Raw genomic sequence first — 22,863 nt, 5'->3', positions numbered from 1 at the left:
GCGAGAGTATTGGGATGACCTCAACAATATATCTATGCCAATGCCCCCGAAGAGGCCTGCCGCTACCTCATAAAATATGGCCACGTTGATGGAGTCTATGAAGACGAGCAAATTGCATACGATGTCCGCCGGACAGTAGCCAGCAGGCTCCGGGATGGGGTTCCGCGCAGGCAGGTCGTGGAAGAAGTGTCAATCCTGTACGGCATCCCGCCGATCTGCGTCGAAGAGGTCGTCGAGGGCATCCCAGTTTAGCTCTCGTTGTTTGATCTGGGCGGGTTGTGGTCGTACCCTTCGCGGGTGTGTGGATTGAAATATAGATCTCCTCGGAAAAATCGATCAACTGGCGGTCGCACCCTTCACGGGTGCGTGGATTGAAATCAGGCACGGCGTGCAGATGTCCGGCCACTCGGTTGTCGCACCCTTCGCAGGTGCGTGGATTGAAATCGCACGGTGTCGCTGACGTGCTGCTTTGAGACCCCGTCGCACCCTTCTCGGGTGCGTGAATCGAAAGAAAGGGATCAACCGGCACCCGCGATAACTTTCCTAAAGTTTTTTTGATGAATAACTGTGGAAAATTAGACCCCTCATAACGCTTGTGGAAAAGTTCATATTCTTGTAACCCTCTTTCTCACCCCCGATGAATTTTAGGTAACAGATGTAAAGAAATTCAGAAACCCAGATTATCTTAATCTCTTTAGAATCGTGATATTTGAAGAATCGGCAAGTATATCTCTAAATTTCAAGAAATGTTGATCCGGTGCATCCCAGTGGAAAGACTGATATACGTAGTATGGGAGTGTTACCGTAAGTCGCATCATACACGCGGAAGGTGATGCATCTGAGTGATTATACCATTTGTTTCAACAAAATACGTGATAAAATATTTTTATTTTAGGTAACAAATAACCTCAAAACGTGCCACCCGACATAAAAGCCTATCTGAGAAATCTAAAGATGATGAGAAAGTTTCCCGGATTCCTGAAACCGGCACTCACGAAGCACCGGGGGCCTAACGGGAATAATATATTGCATTTGAATAATATTCATTGTAAAGAAAGTCTACGGATGAAAGGAGAGGATCGATAATTCGATCCTGTGATCCTCGCCTCGGCGCTCTTATGGGTTCGTGTAAAATTTGCCTGAATTCAGACCATAGCCCGATGAAGAGTCCGGGTTGAGAGCCATCGCAATTCCGCTGGCTCCGGAGAGAGCCAAGTAAGCTATCACATAGGCATGAATGATTTCCGGGACAAGTATGCCTTGAAGCGCTAGAACCCCACAGACAGGCACTATTGATACTGTAATGGCAACGCCGCCCATGAGAAGGAGTGCTTGGGGCGGGTTCTGCTTATGGGTTTCTAAAATTAGTTTGATCGACTCTCCAACAATTGTCATGGGTCCAGTGGTCTTAATCCAGTTAAGCAATTTCCTATAGATCACTGCTATCGGTCCCTTGGCAGAACGTAGATTAGAAATGAGCAAATTTTTGATATATCTCAAAATATCCGTCGTTTTCACCTCCATTGCGGGTCTCCTGAGCGCATCACGCGATCAGAGGATCGTGCCAAAGAAAGATATTCTGGTATATAAATCTTTTTTCCACTAAACTATCTAAAGATGATAATAGATTTTCCCGGACTCCGGAAAGATTTCCCTGATTCCGGAAACCGGCACTTACAGAGCACAGTACGTCTAACCGGAATAATATGTCGCACTTGAATAAAATTCATTGTAAAGAAATTCGGCAGTTGATGCTCTCCACGGTTAAAGCCGTAGGCTTTCTCGCACTCCTTGAACCCCGGATCTATAATACGGCATTTTGCATAAGGCCTCATCATGTAGATTGTTTTTATTCAATAGATTTAAATGCCGGCAGGTAGTAAATACTATTATGCAATCCAATCTCGATAAGGGCGATATGGACCGAGCGAATGATGAGTTTGTCCAATTGGCCAGAAAATATAACTTGAACCCACCGATGCTCAAAGAGATTGTGATTCTCCGGAACAGGGGGATGAATAACGCGCAGATCGCGCAACATCTCGGTGTAAACCGTAATACCGTTAATAAATACGTCAATACCCTTGACCAGATGGATCAGGAGGAATTAATCAAACTCCTTGGTCTTATCTGCTTGATAGGGGCAGGAGCATATCTGTTTCTCCAATTCCTAAAATCTCTTGGGGGCAATCAGTAATGATACGGCATCAATTCACAGGGGGGCGGAAAGGACCACCAAGAGCCTTCCGTTCCCAGGTGAGTTAAATGGTTTATTTGGTTAAGCAGCAGAAAACCGTACAGTTGGTTGCAAGGCCCGTGTACAACATCTGCCTGCCGGATAGTGCATTCACAAGGGGCGCCATCCCCGTGTGGCTGGCTATCGGCCTGGTAACGCTTCTGATCGTCGCACAGTGCGTGAACAAGTAAGGTGGGGAAACCCCCTTACTACTCTGTAATATTCTATTCTCAACTAATTAGCTTTTTCCTTGCCCCGAGACCGCGCACTGAAGTGATAAAAAGTCACACCGGGCGGCTGGATTATAGAGCCCGGCGCTATGTTAGCGTAGTTCAAAAACGTCCATACCACTTGTGCGCTTGCTCGATCGGCACCACGGCGAGAACATGAACTTCTTTTTCTGCTTCATAGATGCGATAGAAGGCCGTGAAGGTGTGGCTTATGTGAAGGCGATAGGTGTCCTCCCGTCCCTGCACATACAGGCGTTCCTTATCGCTTCCGCTGCCGGGGAACGGATCTTCTTGAAGGGTCTTCAGTTTCTCCATGACGATCCGGCGACTTTTCGGGCGGAAACTCTGGATACTCTCAAGGGCCTTGCGGTTAATCAGTATCCGGAACGTCAAAGTTCAGCTCCACGAAATCCCCTTCTGCCTCGATGCGATCCATATCCTCGATGAACCGGCGCTTCTTCTCCTGCTCCACCATGTGAGAGAGGAGATCGTCGAACGTCTGTCCCGGGCGTTTGAGCTCGGAGATGTCCTCCCATACCCCCTCTGAGACCGGTATACGCTTAGATGCAGTCATGATAATATTGTAAGTGCTGATCCTATTTACAATGGCGGGTGAAGGCTCTCCCGGCCCGAATTCTGCTTATCAGGCGGCCGGATTATGGAACCCGGTTCTATACATCGCCGTTCGCATGAACATCGGTTTGAAGGTGGAGAGGGGAGCCGGGTCACCGATTTTCATCGGTTGAGCCTGTGGCCGGAATGGCCTCATACGCGTTTGGGACTACCTCAAGGATGCCGAGAACGAGCTCTGCCGTTCCCTCGCCTGCACGGGTATCCCGACAGAGCGGAGCCGAAAGTGCTGAGATATTTCAGCCTCCCCTCCGTTCAGAAGAGCACCGTCGCGATGAAGGGGATGGTCAGGACCGAGCCGAGCGTCGAGATGAAGACGATACTGGACGCCAGTTCCGGGTTCGCTCCGTACTCGCCCGCCAGTAGAGCGCAGTTGGCTGCGGCGGGCATGGCCCCGAGCATGACGACCACACCGATGACGAGGGGGTCCGTGGTGACGGTCCGGAGCACGAGCCAGAGAACTGCCGGGATCAGGAGGAGACGGGTCAGGCTTACCAGGTAGGCCTTCCGATTCTGCACCACCTCCCGGGCGGGAAGGGATGCGAGGATGCTCCCGACGACGACCATGGCGAGCGTGGTTGTCGTACCCCCAAGGAGATCGAGAAGATCGATGAGAGGAGAAGGTATCCTCACGCCGGTGAGGAAGAGAGCAAGGCCGAGGAACGAGGCGAGGATGGCGGGACTGGCCAGCACGCCCGGAGTGAGCCGCCGTCCTGCACTTCCCGCTCCCGTGATCATCAGGACGCCGATCGAGAAGATCAGGACTCGAAACGGGATGTTGAAGATGGCTGCATAAAAGAGACCCTCCGTACCGAAGAGGTTCTCGATGATGGGGAAGCCCATAAAAGCAATGTTTGAGAAGACAAGGACGAACCTGTAGATGCTTGCCTCCTCCGGAGGGCTGTTCAAGAGACCCGGCACGATCCAGGCGATCGGGAGGGACACTGCATAAAATACGAGGATCGCGAGGGCGAGGTCCCGCATCCCCTCGACCAGTTCCGGGGTGATCGGCACCTGCATCGAGGCGACGATGAGAGCGGGAAGGGTCACGTAGAGGACGAATTTGCTGAGATGGCATGTTGTGTTCTGGTTCAGTATCCCGGTGACGCTGGAACCGTACCCTACGCCGAGCAGGAGGAAGAGGATGACGACATTATTTGCAACGTAAAGGAAGTCCATGCTTCTCACCCGGGACGCCGCCTCGATGGCCGGTGGGGGTGCCCGCCACTTCATTTAATACTATCCGGCGGACGCCACGGAGGTGCACTTCGCGGACACCCGGTGCTCCCGGCGGAGCGGACAGGTTTATATACAGAGGGCTGCGTAACTGACCCGAAACCCCGGACACAGGCATCGCCGGGTATCCGGAAACACCCCTGGGGTGGGCGGGCCCGGCCGGATGAAGCGGCCGGACTCTTTGCACCGTCGGGGTTGCGAGGGGTGCTATGACCGAAGAACTGGTAAACTGGTCTGGGAGTCTCCGGTTCACCCCGGGGCGTATCGAGAGGCCGACGAGCGAGGAGGAACTCTCCCGGATCGTTCGCCGTGCGGCGGCGGAGGAAAAGACCGTCCGCCCGATCGGTTCGATGCACACCTCCTCCCCGATATTTGTTACCGACGATATCCTCGTGTCCCTGGCGCACCTTCGGGGTGTCGCGTCGTACGATCCCGGGCAGAGCGAGGCCACGGTGCTGCCGGGGACGCCCCTCCACGTTCTGGGCGACGCCCTGCACGCCCACGGACTCGCCGTGCCGAACCTCGGCGACATCGACGTGCAACAGGTGGCGGGGGCGATTGCCACGGGAACGCACGGAACGGGGCGCAGCATGCAGAGCCTCTCCTGTATGCTCGTCGGCGGACGGCTCCTCACCGCCGCGGGGGAGATCATGGCGTTCTCTATCGAGGAGGACCCTGAGTTCGTGCGTGCGGTGCGGGTCTCGCTTGGCACGCTGGGCATCTTCACCGCCCTCCGCCTCCGCCTCCTGTCGGCATACGATCTCCGGCGACGGGAGTGGTGCACGACGATCGACCGGTGCTGCCTCCACCTCGAAGATCTGATAGCGGAGAACCGGAACTTCGATTTCTACTGGTATCCGAGGAGCGACACCGTAAAACTCCGGACCTGGAACCGGCCCGGCGAAGGGCCCGACGATATCCCATACGCAACCCTCGTCGAGGACAGGACCGGTCCGGCACACCGAATGCTCTCGAAGAGCCGCAGCCTCAAGTTCCACGAGATGGAGTACGCGCTGCCTGCAAAGACAGGCTACGAGTGCTTCGAGAGGGTGCGGACGGCCGTGCTGGAGAAGCACCGCAGGAACGTCGGGTGGCGGGTGCTCTACCGCACCGTCGCCCCGGACGACTCCTGCCTCTCGGTGGCTTCCGGGCGCCCGACGGTCACCATCTCCCTTCATCAGAACGCAACGCTGCCTTTCTGGGATTACTTCCGGGATATCGAGCCGATATTCGTGGAATACGGAGGGCGGCCTCACTGGGCGAAGAAGCACACGCTGAAAGCGGACGACCTCCGGCCGCTCTACCCGGAGTGGGACCGGTTTAGGAAGATCCGCCGGCAGATGGACCCCGGCGGCGTATTCATGACTCCTCCCCTTTACGACCTGCTGGAGGGCGGCGAATGAAGCCGATCGGCCGCACCCTCTGGGTGGTGCCCGGCGGGCATATTCCCCTCTACAGCACCGGGAAGGAGCCCCGTTGCACCAGCAACGACTCCCTCTCCGTCCTCAACGCCACGGATCGGGACGCACACCTCCAGATCACGATCTTCTACACTGATCGCGACCCGGTGGGCCCCTATCCGCTCGACGTGGCAGCGGAGCGCGTCCGGAACTTCCGGTTCAACGACCTGATCAACCCCGAGGCGATGCCCCTCGACACGGACTACGCGGCGGTGATCGAGTCGGACGTGCCGGTCGTGGTCCAGTTCAGCCGGCAGGATACGGGCAGGGCTGAGAACGCGATCTGCACCACGATGGCGTTTCCGGGAGAGTGACGGAGGGCGGAGCGGCCTCCCTCTTGTGCTGTCAAAAACGGATAACGCCTCCTCGCACACCAGGACCCTCGGCCTGGTCTCCTGTGTCACCGGGGCGCTTCTCACCGGCTTTGCCGCCGCCAAGAAAGAGTGAAGGCCGGCCGATAATTTCCGATCCGGAGCTCTTCAGGGAAAGACGCTATAGATCTCTTCACGGCTCTTCACGCGGTAGAAGATGAGAATTTCGTCCTGTCTCCGGCAACCTCTCCGGTATTGTCCCACCCGAATCCGGTAATAATCCTGATAGCCCCGGGTCTTCTGGACGTCGAACTCTGCAAGAAAATTCTCCGACGCCGGGATCTTCTCGAACACCAGAGCCTCGATTCTTTCCCGATAGTCCGGATGGACCTTTGCCAGATCCTTCAAAAACGTCTTCTTATAGCGGCAAAGGGCCATGCTATCGCTTCTTCATACGCGCATAGCACTGCTGAGCCTCGTTGAGCGAGAGGGCCTCTTCTTCCTCGACCTCTTCCATAGAGAACGCAAGCCCGTAGTCCTCGAGGAGTTCCTCGATCTTCTCGAAGGTCTCGATGTCGAGAACGACCCCGACCTTTCTGTCGTCGTCGGCTACGATGTATTGCCGTTTGATATTGATTACCGTCCATCACCCCTGCCGCTCTCTCGTCTGCACGGGTATCTTGGAAGAGTAGAATAATAAATGTTGAGGTGTTCCGGTGCTCTGCCGCATCTGAATGACTGGAGCCGCAGGTAACTTTCCGGCAGGGCACCGACCGGGAGGTCGGGATCGCCCGCTCACCTCTTTGCCGTATACACCGGGTGAACGGTGCCCCGCTCCATCGGCACGGCCTTCTGCAATTTCAGCGCCACCCGGTCCTCGATCCGGTCGAACAATCTCTTCTCTCCGTCGCCTCCGATGACCGGGTGGACGATCAGGCTGATCGTATCTGCGATCCCCTCCCGGATCAGGACGTCGTTTAGGTCGGGGCCGGAATCAGAGACCACACGCGCGACCCCGAATCGCTCCCGGAGTTCCCGGAGCGCCGCCCCAAGATCCACCCGCTCCCTACCGCACCGTATGAACGGATACTCCCGCTCGCGAAGGTAGTCGAGGTAGTCTTCCGGCGTTGTCTCCGCGACAAGGACGATGACATCCCGGGTGTATTTCATGTTCCGGTAGAAGTGGAGCAGGTCTTTGAGCACGCCCCTGCTGTCGACGAAGACGCTGACGGGACGGCGGTCGTCCGGTTGCATTTCGGGTCGATGCCGGTCGATTTCCGACTCCGACTGCGTGATATCGAGGAACATCTCGATCCCGGATTTTGCCGTGGCCGAACCCACAAGGACCGCTCCCGGTTCGAGGGCGAGAAGTGCGCCGTAGTGCAAGGTCAAGTCAACGTCGAAGCCCCTTACAGCGTGGTCCAGGCTCACGCTGTTGTGGATGATTACTTCAGGATACATGCCGGGAGGTTGCAACTGCCGGAATATAAGACACATGGACCCGCCTCAACGCCGGACGCCTTCGGGTAAAAGAGAAAACCCTATCCCCTCTCCCTGCCGAGAATTCCTTACTGGAAGACCTCAGGACAGGAGTACCGTCCCGGAGGATACCCGATGGAGATCCCGAAAAGCATCTACGACCGGATGACCCGGAACATGGCCGCCCATGAATCACTCCTCTCGTCTCGGGCGACCAGAAACGCCGATTACCTGCGGAGGTCCGGTAAAAGACCCGAGGAACCGGTGATCCGTCCGCCGTACTTCCGGGATGCCGACCGGATCGTCCACTCGAAGGCGTATTCGCGCTACATCGACAAGACCCAGGTCTTCTACCTCGTCGAGAACGACCACATCACCCACCGCGTCCTCCACGTCCAGCTCGTCTCCAAGATCGGAAGGACGATTGGAAGAGCCCTCAGCCTGAACGAGGACCTGATCGAGGCGATCTCCCTCGGCCACGACATCGGCCACGTGCCCTACGGCCACCTCGGGGAGCGTTGCCTGGACGAACTCTGCCGGGAGCACAGGATCGGGGGGTTCCGGCACAACGTTCAGAGCGTCCGTTTTCTCGACGGCGTCGAGGGCTGCGACCTCACGGTGCAGGTGCTGGACGGTATCCTCTGCCATAACGGCGAGGTCCACGATCAAAGCCTCGCCGTCGAGGGCGAGGCTGATTGGGATTCGTTTGCCGCGAAATTGCAGAAGATCGAGCGCGGAGGCGACGCCCTCCCCCTCACCGTCGAGGGCTGCGTCGTGAGGATCGCCGACAGCATCTCTTATCTTGGCCGCGACCTTGCGGACGCCCTCGAGGTTGAGGTCATCGGCGACGCCGACCTCGCAGAATTCCCGGAGAGATGTAGAGCTCTCTTCGGGCTCACGAAAAGGGAGGGCCTATCGGGTATCAACCGGACGGTGCTCGACGTCCTCATCAAGGACATCGTCGCGAACAGCTACGACGCCGACTGCATCTCTTTCTCGGCCGAAGCTTCGGCGTGCGTGGCGGCCTTCAAAGAGTTCAATCTGCATCATATCTACGAGAACCCGAGGCTTCTTGCGAACGAGGGGAAGATCCGGTTCATGTTCCGGTATCTCTTCGAGCGTATCTGTGAGGATATCGAGGAGGAGCGCGAGGCCTCGCCGGTCTATGAGGACCTGATCCGGGCGCCGTGGGTATCTCCGGCATATATCGCTGCCGCTCGCCCGGCAGAACTCGCGAGGGATTTCATCGCCGGGATGACGGACCGCTACTTCGAACAGGTCTTCCGGCAGAGCATCCTCCCGGAGAAGGTCCGGTTCAGGTACCGGGGAAGGGACGGACACTTGCCGTGAGACCCGAAAAGACCGTGACCAACGGCCGCATTCCCGGCCGGCAATTCATCATCTTCAACGCTATGAGCGCAATCTGTCAGTTACCTTATTTTTAAATGTCGATACGGCTCATAATACTCATCATGAGCAAGCGAATCCTCATTCTGGGTCTGGTTGCAGTTCTTGTTCTGGCAACCGGCTGCATGGGATTGGGCGGCCCCAACCCCAGGGTCGTGCAGGACTCGGCAACCACGGACATCAGCCTCTCCAAGGGACTCATGTACAACGTCAACGCGGAGGTACAGAACGACGGGGGCGACGGCGATGTCACCGTAACGGCAGCATTGATCGATGAGGAGAAGGGGTTCACCCGCGACCAGGTCTCGACAAAAGTATTCATCCCCGCGGGGGAGACAAAAAGAGTTAGCATCACGCTGGACGGGGACATCGGCAGGAAGTATCAATATCGGATTGAGGTGAGTTAGCCGGCTCGCCGGGCAGTGCCCACGCAAAGGATATCGGGCTTGCCGTTCCGCCTCAAAAGGGGGTACCTGGAAAAGAGACTGATTTACCCTTTTGTGAGACCGTGCTCCGGGTGGATCTCCCGCGAGGGATGACGGCAGGATAGTCCTTCCGTCGAAATCTTCTTCGTAGAGAATCATCAGATCATGAAGGAATGAACCGCTATCAGCGAGATGGAGGCGTAATACCATTCCAGCGAACCTGAGATGCCCGGCCGTCCTGGTCCACGGGTGGCGGAGCCATCCCGGCATCTGGAACCGCCTCGCCCCCGCGCTCTCGGAGGCCGCGGTCCCTGTCTGGAAGTTCGATTATACGCCCGTCCAGGATGCCGGGACGAAGACGATCGCCCTTGCCCTCCGGGACTGCATCCGCACGAAGCGGGAGGAGACCGGATACGACGGCCCGATCGACATCGTCTGCCATTCGCTCGGGACATGCATCGCCCGGTACCTCCTCGAAGTCCTCGACGGCAACAGGCGGGAGGAGCAGGTCCGGCTCCTGGTCGGGATCGGCCCCCCGAACAACGGCTCGGCCATGGCCGAACTCTTCAACGACCCCGACCGGGGTCCTGAGGTAATCCGGCGCCTCGCCGGGGTCTTCGTGCCGGAGGATTACGCCCCCGACGACGACACCATGGTCCAGGAATTCCGGCCGGGGAGCCGGATCGTTGCAGCGCTCCGGGCCGCCGGGACCCGCAACGATATCGCCTACCGGGTCATCCTCGGCGCGAACCTCACCGCGGCCCCGGCGTTCTTTCCGGCCTTCGACGGCAAAACCTGGGAGTTCGCCCCGGGCGGAGGGTGGCGGGCGACGTATGCCGGCGACGGCATCGTCCCCCACAGCGACTCCTGCCTCCCCGGTGCGGCGGTGGACGTGCTCCCGAAGGACCCCGCGAACCTCGTCCGGAACCCGGAGCACTACTGCCACACCCGGTTGCCGAGGAACCCCGAGGTCGTCGCCCGCGTCAGGGAGTACCTCACCGCCTCCGCAGGGCCTGCCGCGCAGACTCCGCCCAGGCGCTAACCGCCTGTTCCAGGTCCTCCCCTGCCTTTCGCGCCGCCTGCTCGATATATTCGTGGCCTTCAGGTGTTCCGAAGGGATGGTGGCCCGCGTTCATCACATCGTTGACCGCCCTCCTGACCGATTGAGATGCCTCGTGCATATGTTCTTTAACGTGGGGAGCGGCCGGTGCCGGTTCGGGTTCCGGCTCGGGGGCAGGGGTAAGGACCCAGCGTCCTCCCTCGAAATGACCGTTAGTCTCACTCATGAGCGGTGATAGGTCCCACCGGGATAAAAAACCTGCTTTTTTGCTCTCTTCTTCTCCTGCTCGTTCTCCCTCACTAGTGTGCGGAATGACCCTAAGGTATAAGTATTCACAATTGTTACCTATCATAGGTATAGTTAACAATTGTTAATCCTGAACCCTGCCGAGGTGGCGGAACGGCTACGCGGTTGACTGCAGATCAACTCTATCCCGGTTCGACTCCGGGTCTCGGCTTTTTGTGAGGTCTCACGATGAAAGAACAGGTTCAGAAGACGTTCGAAGCACTCTTTGCGCTTGAGGATATCCGGGAGGTGCTCCGGGAGGCGCTCCCGACCGGCCCGGACCCCGGCGAAGAGCAGGCAATCCGGGCGGGTGTCGCCCGGGTCCGCGCCATCCTCGACGACCTGGAGGCGGGGACCGGCTCCCCGTCGGTCACGAAGATTGCGGGCAGCCTCGGTATCCGGAATCGGGAGGAGGAAATCATCAATATCCAGCCGATCCAGGCCGCCGGCCGCCTGACCCCCGAGGCGAGGAAGGCGCTCATCGCCTACGGCGACGGCTACTCCACCTGCGACGCCTGCCGCAAGCCCTTCCGTCTCGACAAGATCACCAAACCCCCCATCGCAGCGTTTCACGAAGACCTGGCCCGGTTTCTGAACATGGATGTTGCCCGTGTCGTCTCCGGGGCCCGCAGGGGGTTTCAGGCGGTCACCTCGACGCTCGTCGGCAAGGGCGACCCGGTCATCGTCTCGGCCCTCGCCCACTACACGGAGTTCCTGGCTGTCGAAGGGGCGGGGGGTGCGGTGAAGGAGGTCCCGGTCTCAAAGCAGAACCTGGTCACCCCCGACGCCGTCGCCGAAAAGATCGAGGCCGTTTTACGGGAGACCGGGAAGACCCCGGCACTCGCCATGATCGACCATGTCGACTACCTGTTCGGAAACGTTCACGACGTCGCCGGTATTGGAAAGGTCGTTCACCAGTACGACATCCCCTTCCTCGTCAACGGCGCCTACACTGTCGGCGTCATGCCGGTCGACGGCAAAGCGCTCGGGGCTGACTTCGTCGTCGGGTCCGGGCATAAGAGCATGGCCTCCCCCGCTCCGTCCGGGGTCATCGCCGCCACCGCCGAGTGGGCGCCGCGGGTCTTCCGGACCACGGCAATGACCGGGGACCTCACCCACCGGAAATTCGGCATCAAGGAGGTGGAAATGCTCGGGTGCACCCTCATGGGGGCGAACCTCATCGCCATGATCGCCTCGTTCCCGACCGTCCGGGAGCGTACCCTCCGCTGGGATGAGGAAGTGAAGAAGTCCAACTACTTCATCGACGGTCTCCTTGCCATAGAGGGCACGAAAGTCCTCTCGGAGTACCCGCGGAAACACACCCTCACCAAAGTGGACACTACCGGGAGTTTCGACCGGGTCGCGTCGACTCACAAGCGGCGGGGCTTCTTCCTCTCCGACGAACTCTCCCGGCGGGGAATCGTCGGCGAGTTTGCCGGCGCCACCCGGACATGGAAGTTGAACACCTTCGGCCTTTCCTGGAAGAAGATCCGTTACCTGACGGAGGCTTTCCAGGAGATCGCCGCGAAGTACGATCTCCCCCTTGCAACCGGGACTGGACCAGCATGAGCACGAACCACTGCCGGACGGGCGCGTCTGCCCTCTGCGATGATATCATCGAAGCCCTCAATCAGGCGCTCGGGGATGCGTGAGATGCCCGGATCAGTCGGCACCGTGAGGACGGAATACGCCACCTTCCCCGCACCCCTCACCCTCGAGAGCGGCGCGGTCCTCGCGCCGGTGACGATCGCCTACGAGACCTACGGGCGGTTGAACCGGGAGAAGAGCAACGCGATCCTGGTCTGCCATGCTCTCACCGGGGATGCGCACGCTGCCGGTTTCCACGAAGGCGAGACCCGGCCCGGATGGTGGGACGGCGTCGTCGGGCCCGGAAAGGCCTTCGACACCGACCGCTACTATGTCATCTGCTCGAACGTCATCGGCGGGTGCAAAGGGTCAACGGGGCCGGCTTCCGCTAATCCCGCAACGGGACGGCCCTACGCTCTCACGTTTCCGGTGATCACGATAAGGGACATGGTCCGGGCGCAGAAGCGGTTGATAGAGCACCTCGGGATCAATTGCCTCGCTGCGGTGGCCGGCGGTTCGATGGGGGGGATGCAGGCGCTCCAGTGGGCGGTCGCCTACCCGGAGGCGGTTCGGAAGGTGATCGCCATCGCCACGACCGCACGCTCAACCGCCCAGCAGATCGCCTTCAACGAGGTCGGGCGGCAGGCGATCACGACCGATCCCGCATGGGCGGGTGGAGACTACCCGGCCGATTCTCCGCCGGTGCAGGGACTTCGACTCGCCCGGATGATCGGGCACATCACCTACCTCTCCGACGGAGCGATGCGCGAGAAGTTCGGGCGGAACCTGCAGGACCGTGAATCCGTCGGCTACGGGTTTGCCACCGAGTTCCAGGTCGAGAGTTACCTCCATCATCAGGGCGACACCTTCACCCGGCGGTTCGACCCCAACTCCTACCTCTACATCACCCGGGCGCTCGACTACTTCGACCTCGCTGTGGACGACTCACTCGCCGCCGGCTTTTCCGGAGTGAAGGCCTCGTTCCTGGTCGTCTCGGTCTCATCCGACTGGCTCTACCCGCCGTATCAGTCCGAAGAGATCGTCAATGCCCTGGCGGCAAACGGGGTCGACGTCCAGTACTGTGAGATCCGATCGAACTACGGGCACGACGCCTTCCTCCTCGAGAACGGGCAGTTGAACTACCTTATCAGCGCGTTCCTCGATCACCTGCTCGTCCGGGACGTTATGGAGACCGGTGCCCCGACCATCGTCGAACGGGCCTCCATTAACGATGCAGCCAGGATCATGATCGAGAATGCCGTCAATCACCTTCCCGTGCTTGCCGAACGGGGTGATCTCGTCGGAATCGTCACCTCCTGGGATATCGCGAAAGCGGTCGCCTGCGGTTACGGAAGCCTCGACGAGATCATGTCCCGCTCGGTTGTCACCGCCTCCCCGGACGAGTCGGTCACGGAGGCCGCTCGAAGGATGGAGGAGCGCTCGATATCCGCTCTTCCCGTCGTCGACGCCGACCGGCGGGTGATCGGCCTCATATCGAGCGATGCCATCAGTACGCTGATAGGGCGATGCGCATAACCTTCGAGGGACGGCGGGGAGATGTCGGTACGGCTGATTCAAATACCATGATTGATTGAAAGGAGGCTGATATTTATGGGAAAGATATATCATGATATCACCTGGACGATCGGGAACACGCCGCTCGTCCAGTTGAACCGCGTGACGGAAGGCTCCCGGGCGACGGTCCTCGCCAAGGTGGAATCGTTCAACCCGATGGGGAGCGTGAAAGACCGGATCGGGATTGCGATGATTGATGAAGCCGAGCGGACCGGGGAGATCCGGAAAGGCACGACGATCATCGAGGCGACGAGCGGAAACACGGGGATTGCACTCGCATTCGTCTGCGCGGCCCGCGGATACCCGCTTATACTGGTGATGCCCGAGACAATGAGCATAGAGCGGCGTAAACTCCTCGCAGCGTTTGGCGCTGAGGTCGTCCTCACGCCCGGGGCCGAGGGGATGGGAGGTGCGGTCAACCGTGCGGCCCGGATCGCCGCCGAAAAGCCGAACACCTACTTCGTGCCCCGGCAGTTCGATAACCCGGTAAACCCTGCCATCCACCGCCGGACGACGGCCGAGGAGATCTGGCGGGATACCGACGGGACCGTCGACGCCGTCGTCGCCGGCGTCGGAACGGGCGGGACGATCACCGGGATCGCCGAGGTCATCAAGGCGCGAAAACCCTCCTTTAAGGCAATCGCCGTCGAGCCTGCCGAATCTCCCGTCCTCTCGGGCGGGCCGGTCGGCCCGCACCGCATCCAGGGAATCGGGGCGGGGTTTGTGCCGAGCGTCCTCAGGACCGACCTCGTCGACGAGATACTTCAGGTCGCCTCCGCGGATGCCTTTGCCATGGCCCGCCTGCTTGCCGCGAAAGAGGGGATTCTTGCCGGCATCTCGTCTGGAGCGGCAGTCCACGCCGCCTGCGCGGTCGCCGCCCGGCAGGAGTTCGAGGGGAAGGTGATCGTCGTGATCCTCCCGGATACCGGCGAGCGTTACTTGTCGACCGATCTCTTTGAAGCGTGAAGTTATGGGTGAGATGCGGTGAGCATCAGGGAAGACATCCGGACGGTCTTTGAAAAAGATCCGGCGGCCCGGTCGACGCTTGAGGTGATCTTCTGTTACCCGGGCCTCCACGCGGTCTGGGCGCACCGGATCGCGCATGTCTTCTACTGCCACCGGCTCTACTTTCTGGCCCGGCTCATCTCACATCTCGCCCGGGCGCTGACCGGGATCGAGATCCACCCCGGCGCGAAGATCGGCCGCCGGGTCTTCATAGACCACGGTTCGGGCGTCGTGATCGGGGAGACGGCGGAGGTCGGCGACGACGTCCTGATCTACATGGGCGTGGTGCTTGGCGGCACCGCGCTCGAACGGGTGAAACGGCATCCGACCATCGAGGACAACGTCGTCATCGGGACGGGAGCGAGCGTCCTCGGTCCCGTCACCGTCGGGCGCGGGGCGAAGATCGGAGCAGGTTCGGTCGTCATCCGCTCCATCCCCGCCGGCGCGACGGTCGTGGGCGTTCCGGGCAGGATCGCCGGCCCGAAGTGCCCCGGGGAGCGCGACCTCGACCACGGCGACCTTCCCGACCCGATGCTCCGGGTGGTCAGCCGCCTGCTCGACCGGCAGAACCGGATCGAGGAGCGGCTCCGGGCCATGGAACGGTCCGGGGTGTTTGCCGGCGCCGGAAAACGCCAGGAGGAGATCGCGCTTGAGGAGGATGTCCGGAAGGCGCTCAAAGAGGTGATCGACCCGGAGGTCGGGATCGACGTCGTCGACCTCGGCCTCGTCAAGGGGATCACCGTCCAGGACTCATCGGTGCTCGTGGAGATGGTCCTGACCACCACCGCCTGTCCGCTCGTCGACTACCTTACGGAGCAGGTCCGGCGCCGGGTGCTCGACGTAAACGGCGTCCGGGACGTCGAGGTGCAGGTACTCGACGAACCCTGGGACTGGGACCGGTTCGTCAGGCAAAAGGGACGCTCTTAGGGAACTCTGAAACCCGTTCGAAATTATATCAGGGAAGGTTCAGCATCCGCTCGATTGCCACCCGCGCCCGGGCGGCGATATCCTCCGGGACCAGCACCCGCGGTTCGAGGTGTTCCAGGGCCGCCAGCACCTCCGGTAGACCGGTCTTCTTCATGTTGACGCAGACTGCCCGGCTCGAGAGGGGGTAGAACATTTTTCCCGGGCACCGTTTCTCGAGCTGGTGGAGGAGTCCGACCTCAGTGCCGATGACGAACTCGCGCCCGGGGCTCGCACAGGCGTGCCGAACCATCCCTGAGGTCGAGAAGACGTGGTCGGCAAGGTCGATCACCCCAGGCGGGCACTCTGGATGGACGAGCACCTCGGCACCGGGATGGGCACGGCGTGCGGCCGTCACTTCGTCGGCCGTCATCCGGTCGTGGACGATGCAGTAGCCCTCCCAGGGAAGGATCTTCTTCTTCGTGAACCGGGCGACGTAGCGGCCGAGGTTTCTGTCCGGGAGGAAGATCACCTGTTCCGCTGCGAGCGACTCGACGACGGCAACGGCGTTTGCGGAGGTGCAGCAGATGTCGCTCTCTGCTTTGACCGCAGCGGAGGTGTTGACGTAGGCGACGACGGCGGCCTCCGGGAAACGTTCGCGGAGCACCCGCACCTCGCCGGCGGTGACCATCTCGGCCATGGGGCAGCAGGCATCGATTGCGGGGAGAAGGACGGTCTTCTCCGGCGAGAGGATTGCGGCCGTCTCGGCCATGAAGTCGACGCCGCAGAAGACGATGACATCGGTATCGATCGTCGCCGCTGCCCGTGCGAGTTCGAGCGAGTCCCCGACGAGGTCGGCGGCCTCCTGAACCGCGGGGACCTGGTAGTTGTGTGCGAGGATGACGGCGTTCTGCTCCTCCTTCAACTCGGCGATCCGTTCGATGAGCGTTTGATCGAGACTGGTAGACGGGATGGTATCACAACCTCTTCTGGTCAGGGTGTAATCTTGTTCACAACTGTTATCCCTGTGTACACTTAACAATTGTTAATGTGTGGCACGGCTGGATTTTCCGGCCCCCACGGAGGAGATCTCATGGCGCGAATTTTATCCGAACGGGACACGATGATCCTGAAGAAAGCCGCTCCGGAGTGCACGGGGCTGGCCTGTGCGGGTTCGGGGGGGCCGTATCGATCTATTCTTCCGCCGCTTGCGAACCATTACGCGGCTGATTCCGCCGATTTCCGGGAGCGGCTGGAGCGACTTGACGACGACGACCTCCGATATCTCACCGGGCTGATACTTGATGGAAGCGAGAGTCTCGGGTGTGTCCCTCCCGGGTATATCGAGGTCTTCCTCACCTTCATCGCGGATCGGCTCGGTCGGGATGCCGCTCTCTCGATCCTGCAGCACTACGAGAGCGAGGATGGGTGCGTCCCCTGACCTGCAATACATCGACTGGAAGGGAGATCCACGGTCTGCTGTTGAGGGCGTATCTGCCGTATTCTTGCTGCTTAGAGGATATTTATGGGGTAGCGGGATCAACGCTCTAGAGACGTATGCGGATCATTCTTCCGAATAAAAGCGCGCGGACGGTCTCCCGCCCCCCCATACCGATAGAGGAACTCCTCCTTGAACTCGGGATCAACCCGACGACCGTGATCGTCGTGAAGAACGGCAGAGTCGTCCCCGAGGACGTGACGGCGGGAGAGGACGACGAGATCCAGGTCATCCAGTTCTCGCACGGCGGGTGAACCGGTGCCTCCCGCGGCGAACCGGTGCTCCCGGTGCAGTGAACCTGCGGTCGTTCACCTCATCGAGCCGGAGCGGCGGTTATGCGCCAGTCACTTCATCGAAGACGCCGAGGCTCGCGTCTTCGCCGCCATGATGCGCGGACAAATGGTATCCCCGGGCGATCGGATCGCCGTCGGCCTGAGCGGGGGAAAGGACAGTACCACCCTCCTCCTGATGCTCCACCGCTTCCTGCCAGCGCTGGGAGGAAGCCTCATCGCGGTCACCGTCGACGAAGGCATCGCAGGCTACCGCGAGGAGACGATCACGGCCGCAAAGGCTCTGACGGATGAACTCGGCGTCGAGCATGTGATCGTCACGTTCGTCGATATCTTCGGAGACGATCTCGACAGGATACTTGCCGGAAGGGAGGGGCGGGCCTGCACCGTCTGCGGTGTGCTGCGCAGGCGTGCGCTCGCCGAAGCGGTAAAGCAGATCGGTGCGACGAAACTTGCTACCGGCCATAACCTCGACGATGAGGCGCAGTCGGTCCTCATGAACGTGCTCCGCGGCGACCTGCCTCATATCATCCACGATACCTCGACCGGGCAACCCGGGCACTTCGTCCCGCGGATAAAACCGCTCTCTGTCCTCTCCGAGAAAGAGATCACGACCTACCTGCTTCTCCGGGGTTACTTCCGCGACCTGCCCGAGTGCCCGTACGCCGTCACCGCGCTCCGGTCGGAGGTGCGGTCGATGCTTGCCGGGCTGGAGCACCGCCACCCGGGCACGATGGGCCGCCTCCTGCAGTTCCGCGACGGGGTCCGGCGCTCGGCCCGCCCGACGGAGCCGAAGGGCCCGCCCGGCACCTGCCGCATCTGCGGCGAACCCACGACCGGCGAGGTCTGCCAGGTCTGCCGGCTGCTCGGGCGAAAAGAAAAATTTTCTCCCCCGGGAGCCTAAAGCACCTCGTCCATGCTCCCGCTTCGGTATCCGATGAGGTCGAGCGCGATGTAGGAGAAACCGGCCTCTTCGAACCCGGCGACGATCGTCTCGCGCTCCATAAGAAGGTGCTCCATCTCCTTCGGTTCGACCTCGATCCGCGCTATCGTTCCGTGGCACCTGACCCTGACCTGGCCAAAGCCGAGTTCATGGAGGAGTTCTTCGGCAGATTCTATCATTCCAAGCTTTATATCGGTGATCTCCTCTCCGTAGGGTATGCGGGAAGAGAGGCAGGCGGCCGAAGGTTTGTTCCAGAAGGGGAGGCCGCTTTCCCGTGCAATGCGCCTGATATCCTCCTTTGTCAGACCGGCCTCGATGAAGGGATGCACCACTCCTTCTTCAGAACTTGCCGCAAGGCCGGGGCGATGCTCGGCCGTGTCGGAGAGATTGATCCCGTCCGCAACGACGGCAAAGCCATATTCTTTCGCCTTCTTCTTCAGGATTGCCGCATCCTTCTTCTTGCAGTAGTAACAGCGGTCCGGGGGGTTCTTCCGGAAGTTTTCGTCGAGATCGGGCGCGCGTACAATCTCGAACGACAGGCCGAATTCCTTCGCAATAGCCTCTGCCTCCGCGATCGCCGCTCTCGGCACGAGCGGGCTGTCGAGGAGGATGCAGTGTGCCTTATTCCCGAGCACTTCTTCGGCAACCACCGCGAGAAGCCCGCTATCCACGCCGCCGGAGAAGGCAACGAGCATCGAACCCTTCCCTGCGATCTTCTGCTCAAGGAGGGCTCGTTTCGGATCGTTTCTCATGGTTCCGGAGATTCCTGCCCGGTCCCGCACCGGTCACCCTCGCCCCGGACCTGCTTGCAGATCTCGCAGATCCGGTTGCCGAGGTTCTCCACCCGTCCTTCCTTGAGGTCCCATGCAAGAGACCTGATGGCTTCCTTCGCCTCTTCATTGAACTCTACGCGATATCCACGTCTTCCCGAGAGATACTGGGAGACCGCGGAGGGAGCGATCTCCATCAGCCGTGCTGCCTGGGTCTGGGAGACCCCGCATTTTACAAGGTCCACCGCGATTGCCGCCCGAATTGCAGGCAGGACGCCCCATATAATCTTCTGACAGGGTAAATCCATTGACGGTTACCTCATGTGTGCTGCCCGAAATGTGATCTCGTCACAATTGTGAATGGGTGTGAGAATACAAAATGATTTTGTACATCTGCATCAGCGGGGTCGGCCCCCCACCAGAGTCCTCGATGATGATATTGAGTCCCTATTCACCAAAATGTGGAAAGAATTGCCTGAAGAAGAACTATAATAGTGTGGGAGGGAGCATAGAAATATAGCGGGTTCACAATTGTGAACCCCTGTGCCAGGGTGGCGGAGTGGCTACGCGGTTGATTGCAGATCAACTTTATCCCGGTTCGAATCCGGGCTCTGGCTCTTTGCGACTGGCCTCGATTTAATGCAGGAGGCCGATCCGGCAGTGCCGGTGCCGCGGAGCAAATTTGAAATATCGGGCTTACTCCTGTGAGGGCGGATGCGGGTGCGGTGAAGAGTCTCGTTCCCGCTTAGTTTCGGGCGTTTGCACTCGAAGAACCGAACCGTCTGAATGACATTCCAGGAAGAGAGGATGCTGATGCTTTCACAGAATGAACGTGAACGATATTCACGACAGATCATGCTCTTTGGCGAAGAAGGCCAGGAGCGGCTGAAGAATGCGACGATATTCATTGCCGGGGCGGGCGGGCTCGGCTCCCCCATCTCCATCTACCTTGCCGTCGCAGGAGTTGGGAGGATTATTCTTGTTGATAAGGATACCGTGGAGCGGACGAACCTGAACCGTCAGATCCTTCATTACGACCGGGATATCGGCAGGAAGAAGACGGCATCCGCGCAGGAGAAACTGCGGGAGATCAACCCGGACGTTGCCGTGGAGGTTATCGATACGACGATCGACGAGACGAACGTGCGCGACCTCGTAGGGGAGGCCGACGGGATCGTCGATGCGATGGATAACTTCCCTCTCCGCTACCTGCTCAACCAGGTTGCCTTTGAGAAGAAGATCCCCCTCTTTCACGGTGCAATCCGGGGGTTCTACGGGCAGGCAACCACGATTCTTCCCGGAAAAACCGCATGTCTTCGGTGTACGTTCCCGAACCCCCCGCAAAAGGAAGTATTTCCGGTCGTTGGGGTTACGCCGGGATTCATCGGCATGGTGCAGGCCACCGAGGTGATCAAATACCTTGTCGGGACGGGCGAGCTGCTTGCAGATCGTCTTCTCCTCTGGGATGGGGAGCGGTCTGTGGTGGAAGAGATTGCACTTGAACGGAACCCGTCCTGCGAGGTTTGCGGCGGGAGGACCAGACACGGGGGAGATGCACTATGAAAGTTACTCTTCGTTTCTTTGCCCGGTTCGGGGAACTGCTCGGAAAAAGCCGGGTCGTCGATGCACCGGAGAATACGTCGCTTTCCGATCTTATACGGGATGCTGCGTCGCAGAACAGCGAAGGCTATGGATCGATCTTTGACGAACACGGAGCGTTTCGTGATTTTGTTATCCTGATGCGGAATGGAAAAAGGGTTCCGGCTGCTGCTGCGGACAGGACTCTCCTCTCCGAGGGAGACGAGGTGGCTGTCTTTCCGCCGGTTGCGGGAGGCTAACGGATACGGAGCCCCGCCGGGTTGTTTGGGGCTTGCTTCGTGGGCGACTCCGCATCTCCCGGCGCTGCCCTTTTTTTCTCTCAGTTGTTTTGCGGAACGGGATGAGCGTCACCTTGAATGATACTTTTTCGGGACCGATTTCAGGCGTCTCTTTGAGAACTGCCGCAATCGTGCAGGTTGCCGGGTCGTAAAGCCAGCAAATAGTGGAGAGTTGTGACCTCCTGCAGGCCGGAGTTTCGGAATGGTGCGGCGTTCCTGATCGGCAAAAGGAGAACGTGTTGTGAGGTTTTCAGGAAATTATGTCTGGGAGAGGGGGAAGATTCGCCTTTTCGGCGGGCTGCTCTCCTCCTCCCTCCGGCCCGGTGCTGAGAGTCTACTTATTCTGCCTGAGCCATCTGTCGAGGTCCACGCTTGTTATGGTGTCGGTATGGAACCTTCTCGTTTCAGGCCCTATTTCCCGGGAGTCCGGGTCCTCCTGTCTGAGGGATTGGCTGCCTGATCGGAGAATCCGAACGTTTCGTCTGTGCATTATGTTCACCTTCGTATGAAGTTCTGTTTTTTAATCGACCGGTTCTGTCCGCAAAAATATGTGGCCGTATCTTTCGCGACGCTTTCACGGAGTTCTCTTTGGTACGGCCGATACAGCGGCCCGAAGACGCAAGGGCCGCTGTCCGGTACGCGGGAGGTTAGGCAATCACAGGCGACAGTATTCTTTCGCGCCCCGTGCACTGCGTCCCGTAGCGGTAAATCCCACCTGGTTTTTCCCTCTCCTGGCGGGTACCTCTCCGAAACGCGGCATCGGTGTACGCATGATCATCCCTATTCACAATTGTGAATACTCTCTATATCACCGGCTTAAAGATAACCGTTGGGAAAGCGGCAAGATTACACGGCAAAGTTTGCCAAAATGTCCGTATACTTATGGATCGATGTCCTACAGATAGAGTAGACCACTCGAAAATGGACCGACCCTGCCAGGGTGGCGGAGTGGCTACGCGGTTGACTGCAGATCAACTCTATCCCGGTTCGAATCCGGGCCCTGGCTCTTACTCTTCTTTCAGCATTTGGATCGCTGATGCGACGCTATCCTCTCTCTGCAAGGAAGCGTATCTTTTGTTGTGTTCGTCTCAAACCCGGTCAACCACACCGGTCTACCGGTCCTGTCAACTACCCCCGACTGAAAGTCGGAGGCATGATACCGTAGATGGCATCATGCTCTTTACAGGCTTCGCGATTCCACCTCTCCCCCGCGTGTTGGGGAGCGGACCGCAATAGGCCGGTTGACGGCGGCCCTGGCAGCAATGTCGCTGCACTGTGGTGTCGTTTGCGCCGGTGTATAGCCGTGATCCGCAGGAGATGCTCCTGCTTCGTGCCTTCCATGGCGCAACAGATATTAAGTATAGCCGTGCGCGGGGTGAAAGTGTAACGGGATATGCGAAGGGCCGATTCCTCCCACGACTTAAGTCGCGGAAATCCTCGGCCAATTTTCTTGAGTCGAGCCTTCCTCGGGGCACCGTGACCGCCCCGGGTCGCCGCATGGCGGATCGCCTTTTGGCGGTGACGGTGCGTTATCTCCTGACCGGGAGCCACTCCGGTCATCCGATCAGCAGGAGAACCGGAAAAAATCGCCTCTTTGAGAATCTATTTGTATGCGCATAGCTTACATACGATCTGGCGTTCACAATTGTGAACGTA

Annotated in this window: 26 protein-coding genes and 3 tRNA genes; 19 read left to right on the top strand and 10 right to left on the bottom strand. The window is 59.4% G+C overall.

What is annotated here, in order from left to right:
- Positions 1-1,116: 1,116 nt before the first annotated feature.
- Positions 1,117-1,524 carry a hypothetical protein gene (locus tag BRA42_RS14385; protein WP_292410765.1) on the bottom strand — a complete coding sequence of 136 codons (408 nt, stop codon included), beginning with the start codon at positions 1,522-1,524 and terminating at the stop codon, positions 1,117-1,119.
- Positions 1,525-1,891: 367 nt separating this feature from the next.
- On the opposite strand from BRA42_RS14385, the gene BRA42_RS14380 reads away from it, so the two are divergent.
- Positions 1,892-2,197: a winged helix-turn-helix transcriptional regulator gene (locus tag BRA42_RS14380; protein ID WP_292410764.1), complete on the top strand. Its 306-nt coding sequence runs from the start codon at positions 1,892-1,894 to the stop codon at positions 2,195-2,197.
- A gap of 371 nt (positions 2,198-2,568) precedes the next feature.
- Here BRA42_RS14380 and BRA42_RS14375 read toward each other — a convergent pair whose 3' ends face one another.
- From BRA42_RS14375 to BRA42_RS14365, 3 genes are all read right to left on the bottom strand, one after another.
- Positions 2,569-2,781, bottom strand: a complete 213-nt coding sequence (locus tag BRA42_RS14375; RefSeq protein ID WP_292410763.1) for a hypothetical protein — start codon at positions 2,779-2,781, stop codon at positions 2,569-2,571.
- A gap of 55 nt (positions 2,782-2,836) precedes the next feature.
- Positions 2,837-3,040 carry a hypothetical protein gene (locus BRA42_RS14370; RefSeq protein WP_292410762.1) on the bottom strand — a complete coding sequence of 68 codons (204 nt, stop codon included), beginning with the start codon at positions 3,038-3,040 and terminating at the stop codon, positions 2,837-2,839.
- A gap of 311 nt (positions 3,041-3,351) precedes the next feature.
- The gene (locus tag BRA42_RS14365) at positions 3,352-4,329 is read right to left on the bottom strand and encodes an AEC family transporter (protein ID WP_342770535.1); all 978 of its coding nucleotides are present in this window, start codon (positions 4,327-4,329) and stop codon (positions 3,352-3,354) included.
- 212 nt (positions 4,330-4,541) lie between these two features.
- On the opposite strand from BRA42_RS14365, the gene BRA42_RS14360 reads away from it, so the two are divergent.
- Together BRA42_RS14360 and BRA42_RS14355 are read left to right on the top strand one after the other, a co-directional pair.
- On the top strand, positions 4,542-5,735 hold the full coding sequence (locus tag BRA42_RS14360; RefSeq protein WP_342770536.1) for a D-arabinono-1,4-lactone oxidase: 1,194 nt from the start codon (positions 4,542-4,544) through the stop codon (positions 5,733-5,735).
- Positions 5,732-6,106 (top strand): sensory rhodopsin transducer, encoded by a 375-nt coding sequence (locus tag BRA42_RS14355; RefSeq protein ID WP_292410759.1) that lies wholly within the window; start codon positions 5,732-5,734, stop codon positions 6,104-6,106. The genes BRA42_RS14360 and BRA42_RS14355 overlap by 4 nt, the downstream gene beginning before the upstream one ends.
- 165 nt (positions 6,107-6,271) lie before the next feature.
- Here BRA42_RS14355 and BRA42_RS14350 read toward each other — a convergent pair whose 3' ends face one another.
- Positions 6,272-6,541 (bottom strand): type II toxin-antitoxin system RelE family toxin, encoded by a 270-nt coding sequence (locus tag BRA42_RS14350; RefSeq protein ID WP_292410758.1) that lies wholly within the window; start codon positions 6,539-6,541, stop codon positions 6,272-6,274.
- Between BRA42_RS14350 and BRA42_RS14585 the strand changes: the two genes are divergently transcribed.
- Positions 6,540-6,800 carry a hypothetical protein gene (locus BRA42_RS14585; protein ID WP_422655806.1) on the top strand — a complete coding sequence of 87 codons (261 nt, stop codon included), beginning with the start codon at positions 6,540-6,542 and terminating at the stop codon, positions 6,798-6,800. The genes BRA42_RS14350 and BRA42_RS14585 overlap by 2 nt on opposite strands.
- 98 nt (positions 6,801-6,898) lie before the next feature.
- On the opposite strand, the gene BRA42_RS14340 is transcribed toward BRA42_RS14585, so the two are convergent.
- The gene (locus BRA42_RS14340; protein WP_292410757.1) at positions 6,899-7,564 is read right to left on the bottom strand and encodes a dihydrofolate reductase family protein; all 666 of its coding nucleotides are present in this window, start codon (positions 7,562-7,564) and stop codon (positions 6,899-6,901) included.
- A gap of 153 nt (positions 7,565-7,717) precedes the next feature.
- Between BRA42_RS14340 and BRA42_RS14335 the strand changes: the two genes are divergently transcribed.
- The 3 genes from BRA42_RS14335 to BRA42_RS14325 all read left to right on the top strand — a co-directional run bounded on the left by BRA42_RS14335 (position 7,718) and on the right by BRA42_RS14325 (position 10,456).
- Entirely contained in the window at positions 7,718-8,932 is a 1,215-nt protein-coding gene (locus BRA42_RS14335) for a deoxyguanosinetriphosphate triphosphohydrolase family protein (protein ID WP_292410756.1), read from the top strand.
- A 122-nt stretch (positions 8,933-9,054) separates the two neighbouring features.
- Positions 9,055-9,396 (top strand): hypothetical protein, encoded by a 342-nt coding sequence (locus BRA42_RS14330; protein WP_292410755.1) that lies wholly within the window; start codon positions 9,055-9,057, stop codon positions 9,394-9,396.
- A gap of 226 nt (positions 9,397-9,622) precedes the next feature.
- Positions 9,623-10,456, top strand: coding sequence for an esterase/lipase family protein (locus BRA42_RS14325; RefSeq protein WP_342685858.1), 834 nt, complete (start codon positions 9,623-9,625; stop codon positions 10,454-10,456).
- Here the strand turns inward: BRA42_RS14325 and BRA42_RS14320 are convergent.
- Positions 10,410-10,700 (bottom strand): hypothetical protein, encoded by a 291-nt coding sequence (locus BRA42_RS14320; RefSeq protein ID WP_342771108.1) that lies wholly within the window; start codon positions 10,698-10,700, stop codon positions 10,410-10,412. The genes BRA42_RS14325 and BRA42_RS14320 overlap by 47 nt on opposite strands.
- Before the next feature lie 159 nt (positions 10,701-10,859).
- Between BRA42_RS14320 and BRA42_RS14315 the strand changes: the two genes are divergently transcribed.
- From BRA42_RS14315 to cysE, 5 genes are all read left to right on the top strand, one after another.
- Positions 10,860-10,931 (top strand) — tRNA-Cys (locus BRA42_RS14315).
- A 17-nt stretch (positions 10,932-10,948) separates the two neighbouring features.
- Positions 10,949-12,328 carry an O-phospho-L-seryl-tRNA:Cys-tRNA synthase gene (gene pscS, locus BRA42_RS14310; RefSeq protein ID WP_342770537.1) on the top strand — a complete coding sequence of 460 codons (1,380 nt, stop codon included), beginning with the start codon at positions 10,949-10,951 and terminating at the stop codon, positions 12,326-12,328.
- An 84-nt stretch (positions 12,329-12,412) separates the two neighbouring features.
- Complete coding sequence (gene metX, locus BRA42_RS14305) at positions 12,413-13,882, top strand: homoserine O-acetyltransferase MetX (protein WP_292410753.1); 1,470 nt, start codon at positions 12,413-12,415, stop codon at positions 13,880-13,882.
- Between the two features lie 75 nt (positions 13,883-13,957).
- Positions 13,958-14,887, top strand: coding sequence for a cysteine synthase A (cysK, locus tag BRA42_RS14300; RefSeq protein ID WP_292410752.1), 930 nt, complete (start codon positions 13,958-13,960; stop codon positions 14,885-14,887).
- A gap of 18 nt (positions 14,888-14,905) precedes the next feature.
- Entirely contained in the window at positions 14,906-15,853 is a 948-nt protein-coding gene (gene cysE, locus BRA42_RS14295) for a serine O-acetyltransferase (RefSeq protein ID WP_292410751.1), read from the top strand.
- A 28-nt stretch (positions 15,854-15,881) separates the two neighbouring features.
- On the opposite strand, the gene nadA is transcribed toward cysE, so the two are convergent.
- Complete coding sequence (gene nadA, locus BRA42_RS14290; RefSeq protein ID WP_292410750.1) at positions 15,882-16,871, bottom strand: quinolinate synthase NadA; 990 nt, start codon at positions 16,869-16,871, stop codon at positions 15,882-15,884.
- 51 nt (positions 16,872-16,922) lie between these two features.
- On the opposite strand from nadA, the gene BRA42_RS14285 reads away from it, so the two are divergent.
- The 3 genes from BRA42_RS14285 to BRA42_RS14275 all read left to right on the top strand — a co-directional run bounded on the left by BRA42_RS14285 (position 16,923) and on the right by BRA42_RS14275 (position 18,521).
- On the top strand, positions 16,923-17,270 hold the full coding sequence (locus BRA42_RS14285; RefSeq protein ID WP_292410749.1) for a hypothetical protein: 348 nt from the start codon (positions 16,923-16,925) through the stop codon (positions 17,268-17,270).
- A gap of 116 nt (positions 17,271-17,386) precedes the next feature.
- Positions 17,387-17,581, top strand: coding sequence for a MoaD/ThiS family protein (locus BRA42_RS14280; protein ID WP_292410748.1), 195 nt, complete (start codon positions 17,387-17,389; stop codon positions 17,579-17,581).
- 4 nt (positions 17,582-17,585) lie between these two features.
- Complete coding sequence (locus BRA42_RS14275) at positions 17,586-18,521, top strand: TIGR00269 family protein (RefSeq protein WP_292410747.1); 936 nt, start codon at positions 17,586-17,588, stop codon at positions 18,519-18,521.
- Here BRA42_RS14275 and larE read toward each other — a convergent pair.
- Positions 18,518-19,312, bottom strand: a complete 795-nt coding sequence (larE, locus tag BRA42_RS14270; RefSeq protein ID WP_292410746.1) for an ATP-dependent sacrificial sulfur transferase LarE — start codon at positions 19,310-19,312, stop codon at positions 18,518-18,520. The two genes, BRA42_RS14275 and larE, sit on opposite strands and share 4 nt — an antisense overlap.
- Positions 19,309-19,638, bottom strand: a complete 330-nt coding sequence (locus BRA42_RS14265; RefSeq protein ID WP_292410745.1) for a transcriptional regulator — start codon at positions 19,636-19,638, stop codon at positions 19,309-19,311. Before BRA42_RS14265 ends, larE begins: the two co-directional genes overlap by 4 nt.
- A 237-nt stretch (positions 19,639-19,875) precedes the next feature.
- On the opposite strand from BRA42_RS14265, the gene BRA42_RS14260 reads away from it, so the two are divergent.
- The 4 genes from BRA42_RS14260 (at position 19,876) to BRA42_RS14245 (ending at position 22,213) form a co-directional block, all read left to right on the top strand.
- Positions 19,876-19,947, top strand: a tRNA-Cys gene (locus BRA42_RS14260).
- Positions 19,948-20,143: 196 nt separating this feature from the next.
- Positions 20,144-20,893: a HesA/MoeB/ThiF family protein gene (locus BRA42_RS14255; RefSeq protein WP_292410766.1), complete on the top strand. Its 750-nt coding sequence runs from the start codon at positions 20,144-20,146 to the stop codon at positions 20,891-20,893.
- Positions 20,890-21,168: a MoaD/ThiS family protein gene (locus BRA42_RS14250; RefSeq protein ID WP_292410744.1), complete on the top strand. Its 279-nt coding sequence runs from the start codon at positions 20,890-20,892 to the stop codon at positions 21,166-21,168. Before BRA42_RS14255 ends, BRA42_RS14250 begins: the two co-directional genes overlap by 4 nt.
- Positions 21,169-22,141: 973 nt before the next feature.
- Positions 22,142-22,213: transfer RNA gene (locus tag BRA42_RS14245), tRNA-Cys, on the top strand.
- Positions 22,214-22,863 lie beyond the last annotated feature (650 nt).

The sequence above is a fragment of the Methanoculleus sp. UBA374 genome (genome assembly GCA_002508705.1).
Classification (GTDB): Archaea; Halobacteriota; Methanomicrobia; order Methanomicrobiales; family Methanoculleaceae; genus Methanoculleus; species Methanoculleus palmolei.
Note: the sequence above shows the minus strand (reverse complement) of the source record. Positions and strands in the feature narration are given on the sequence as shown.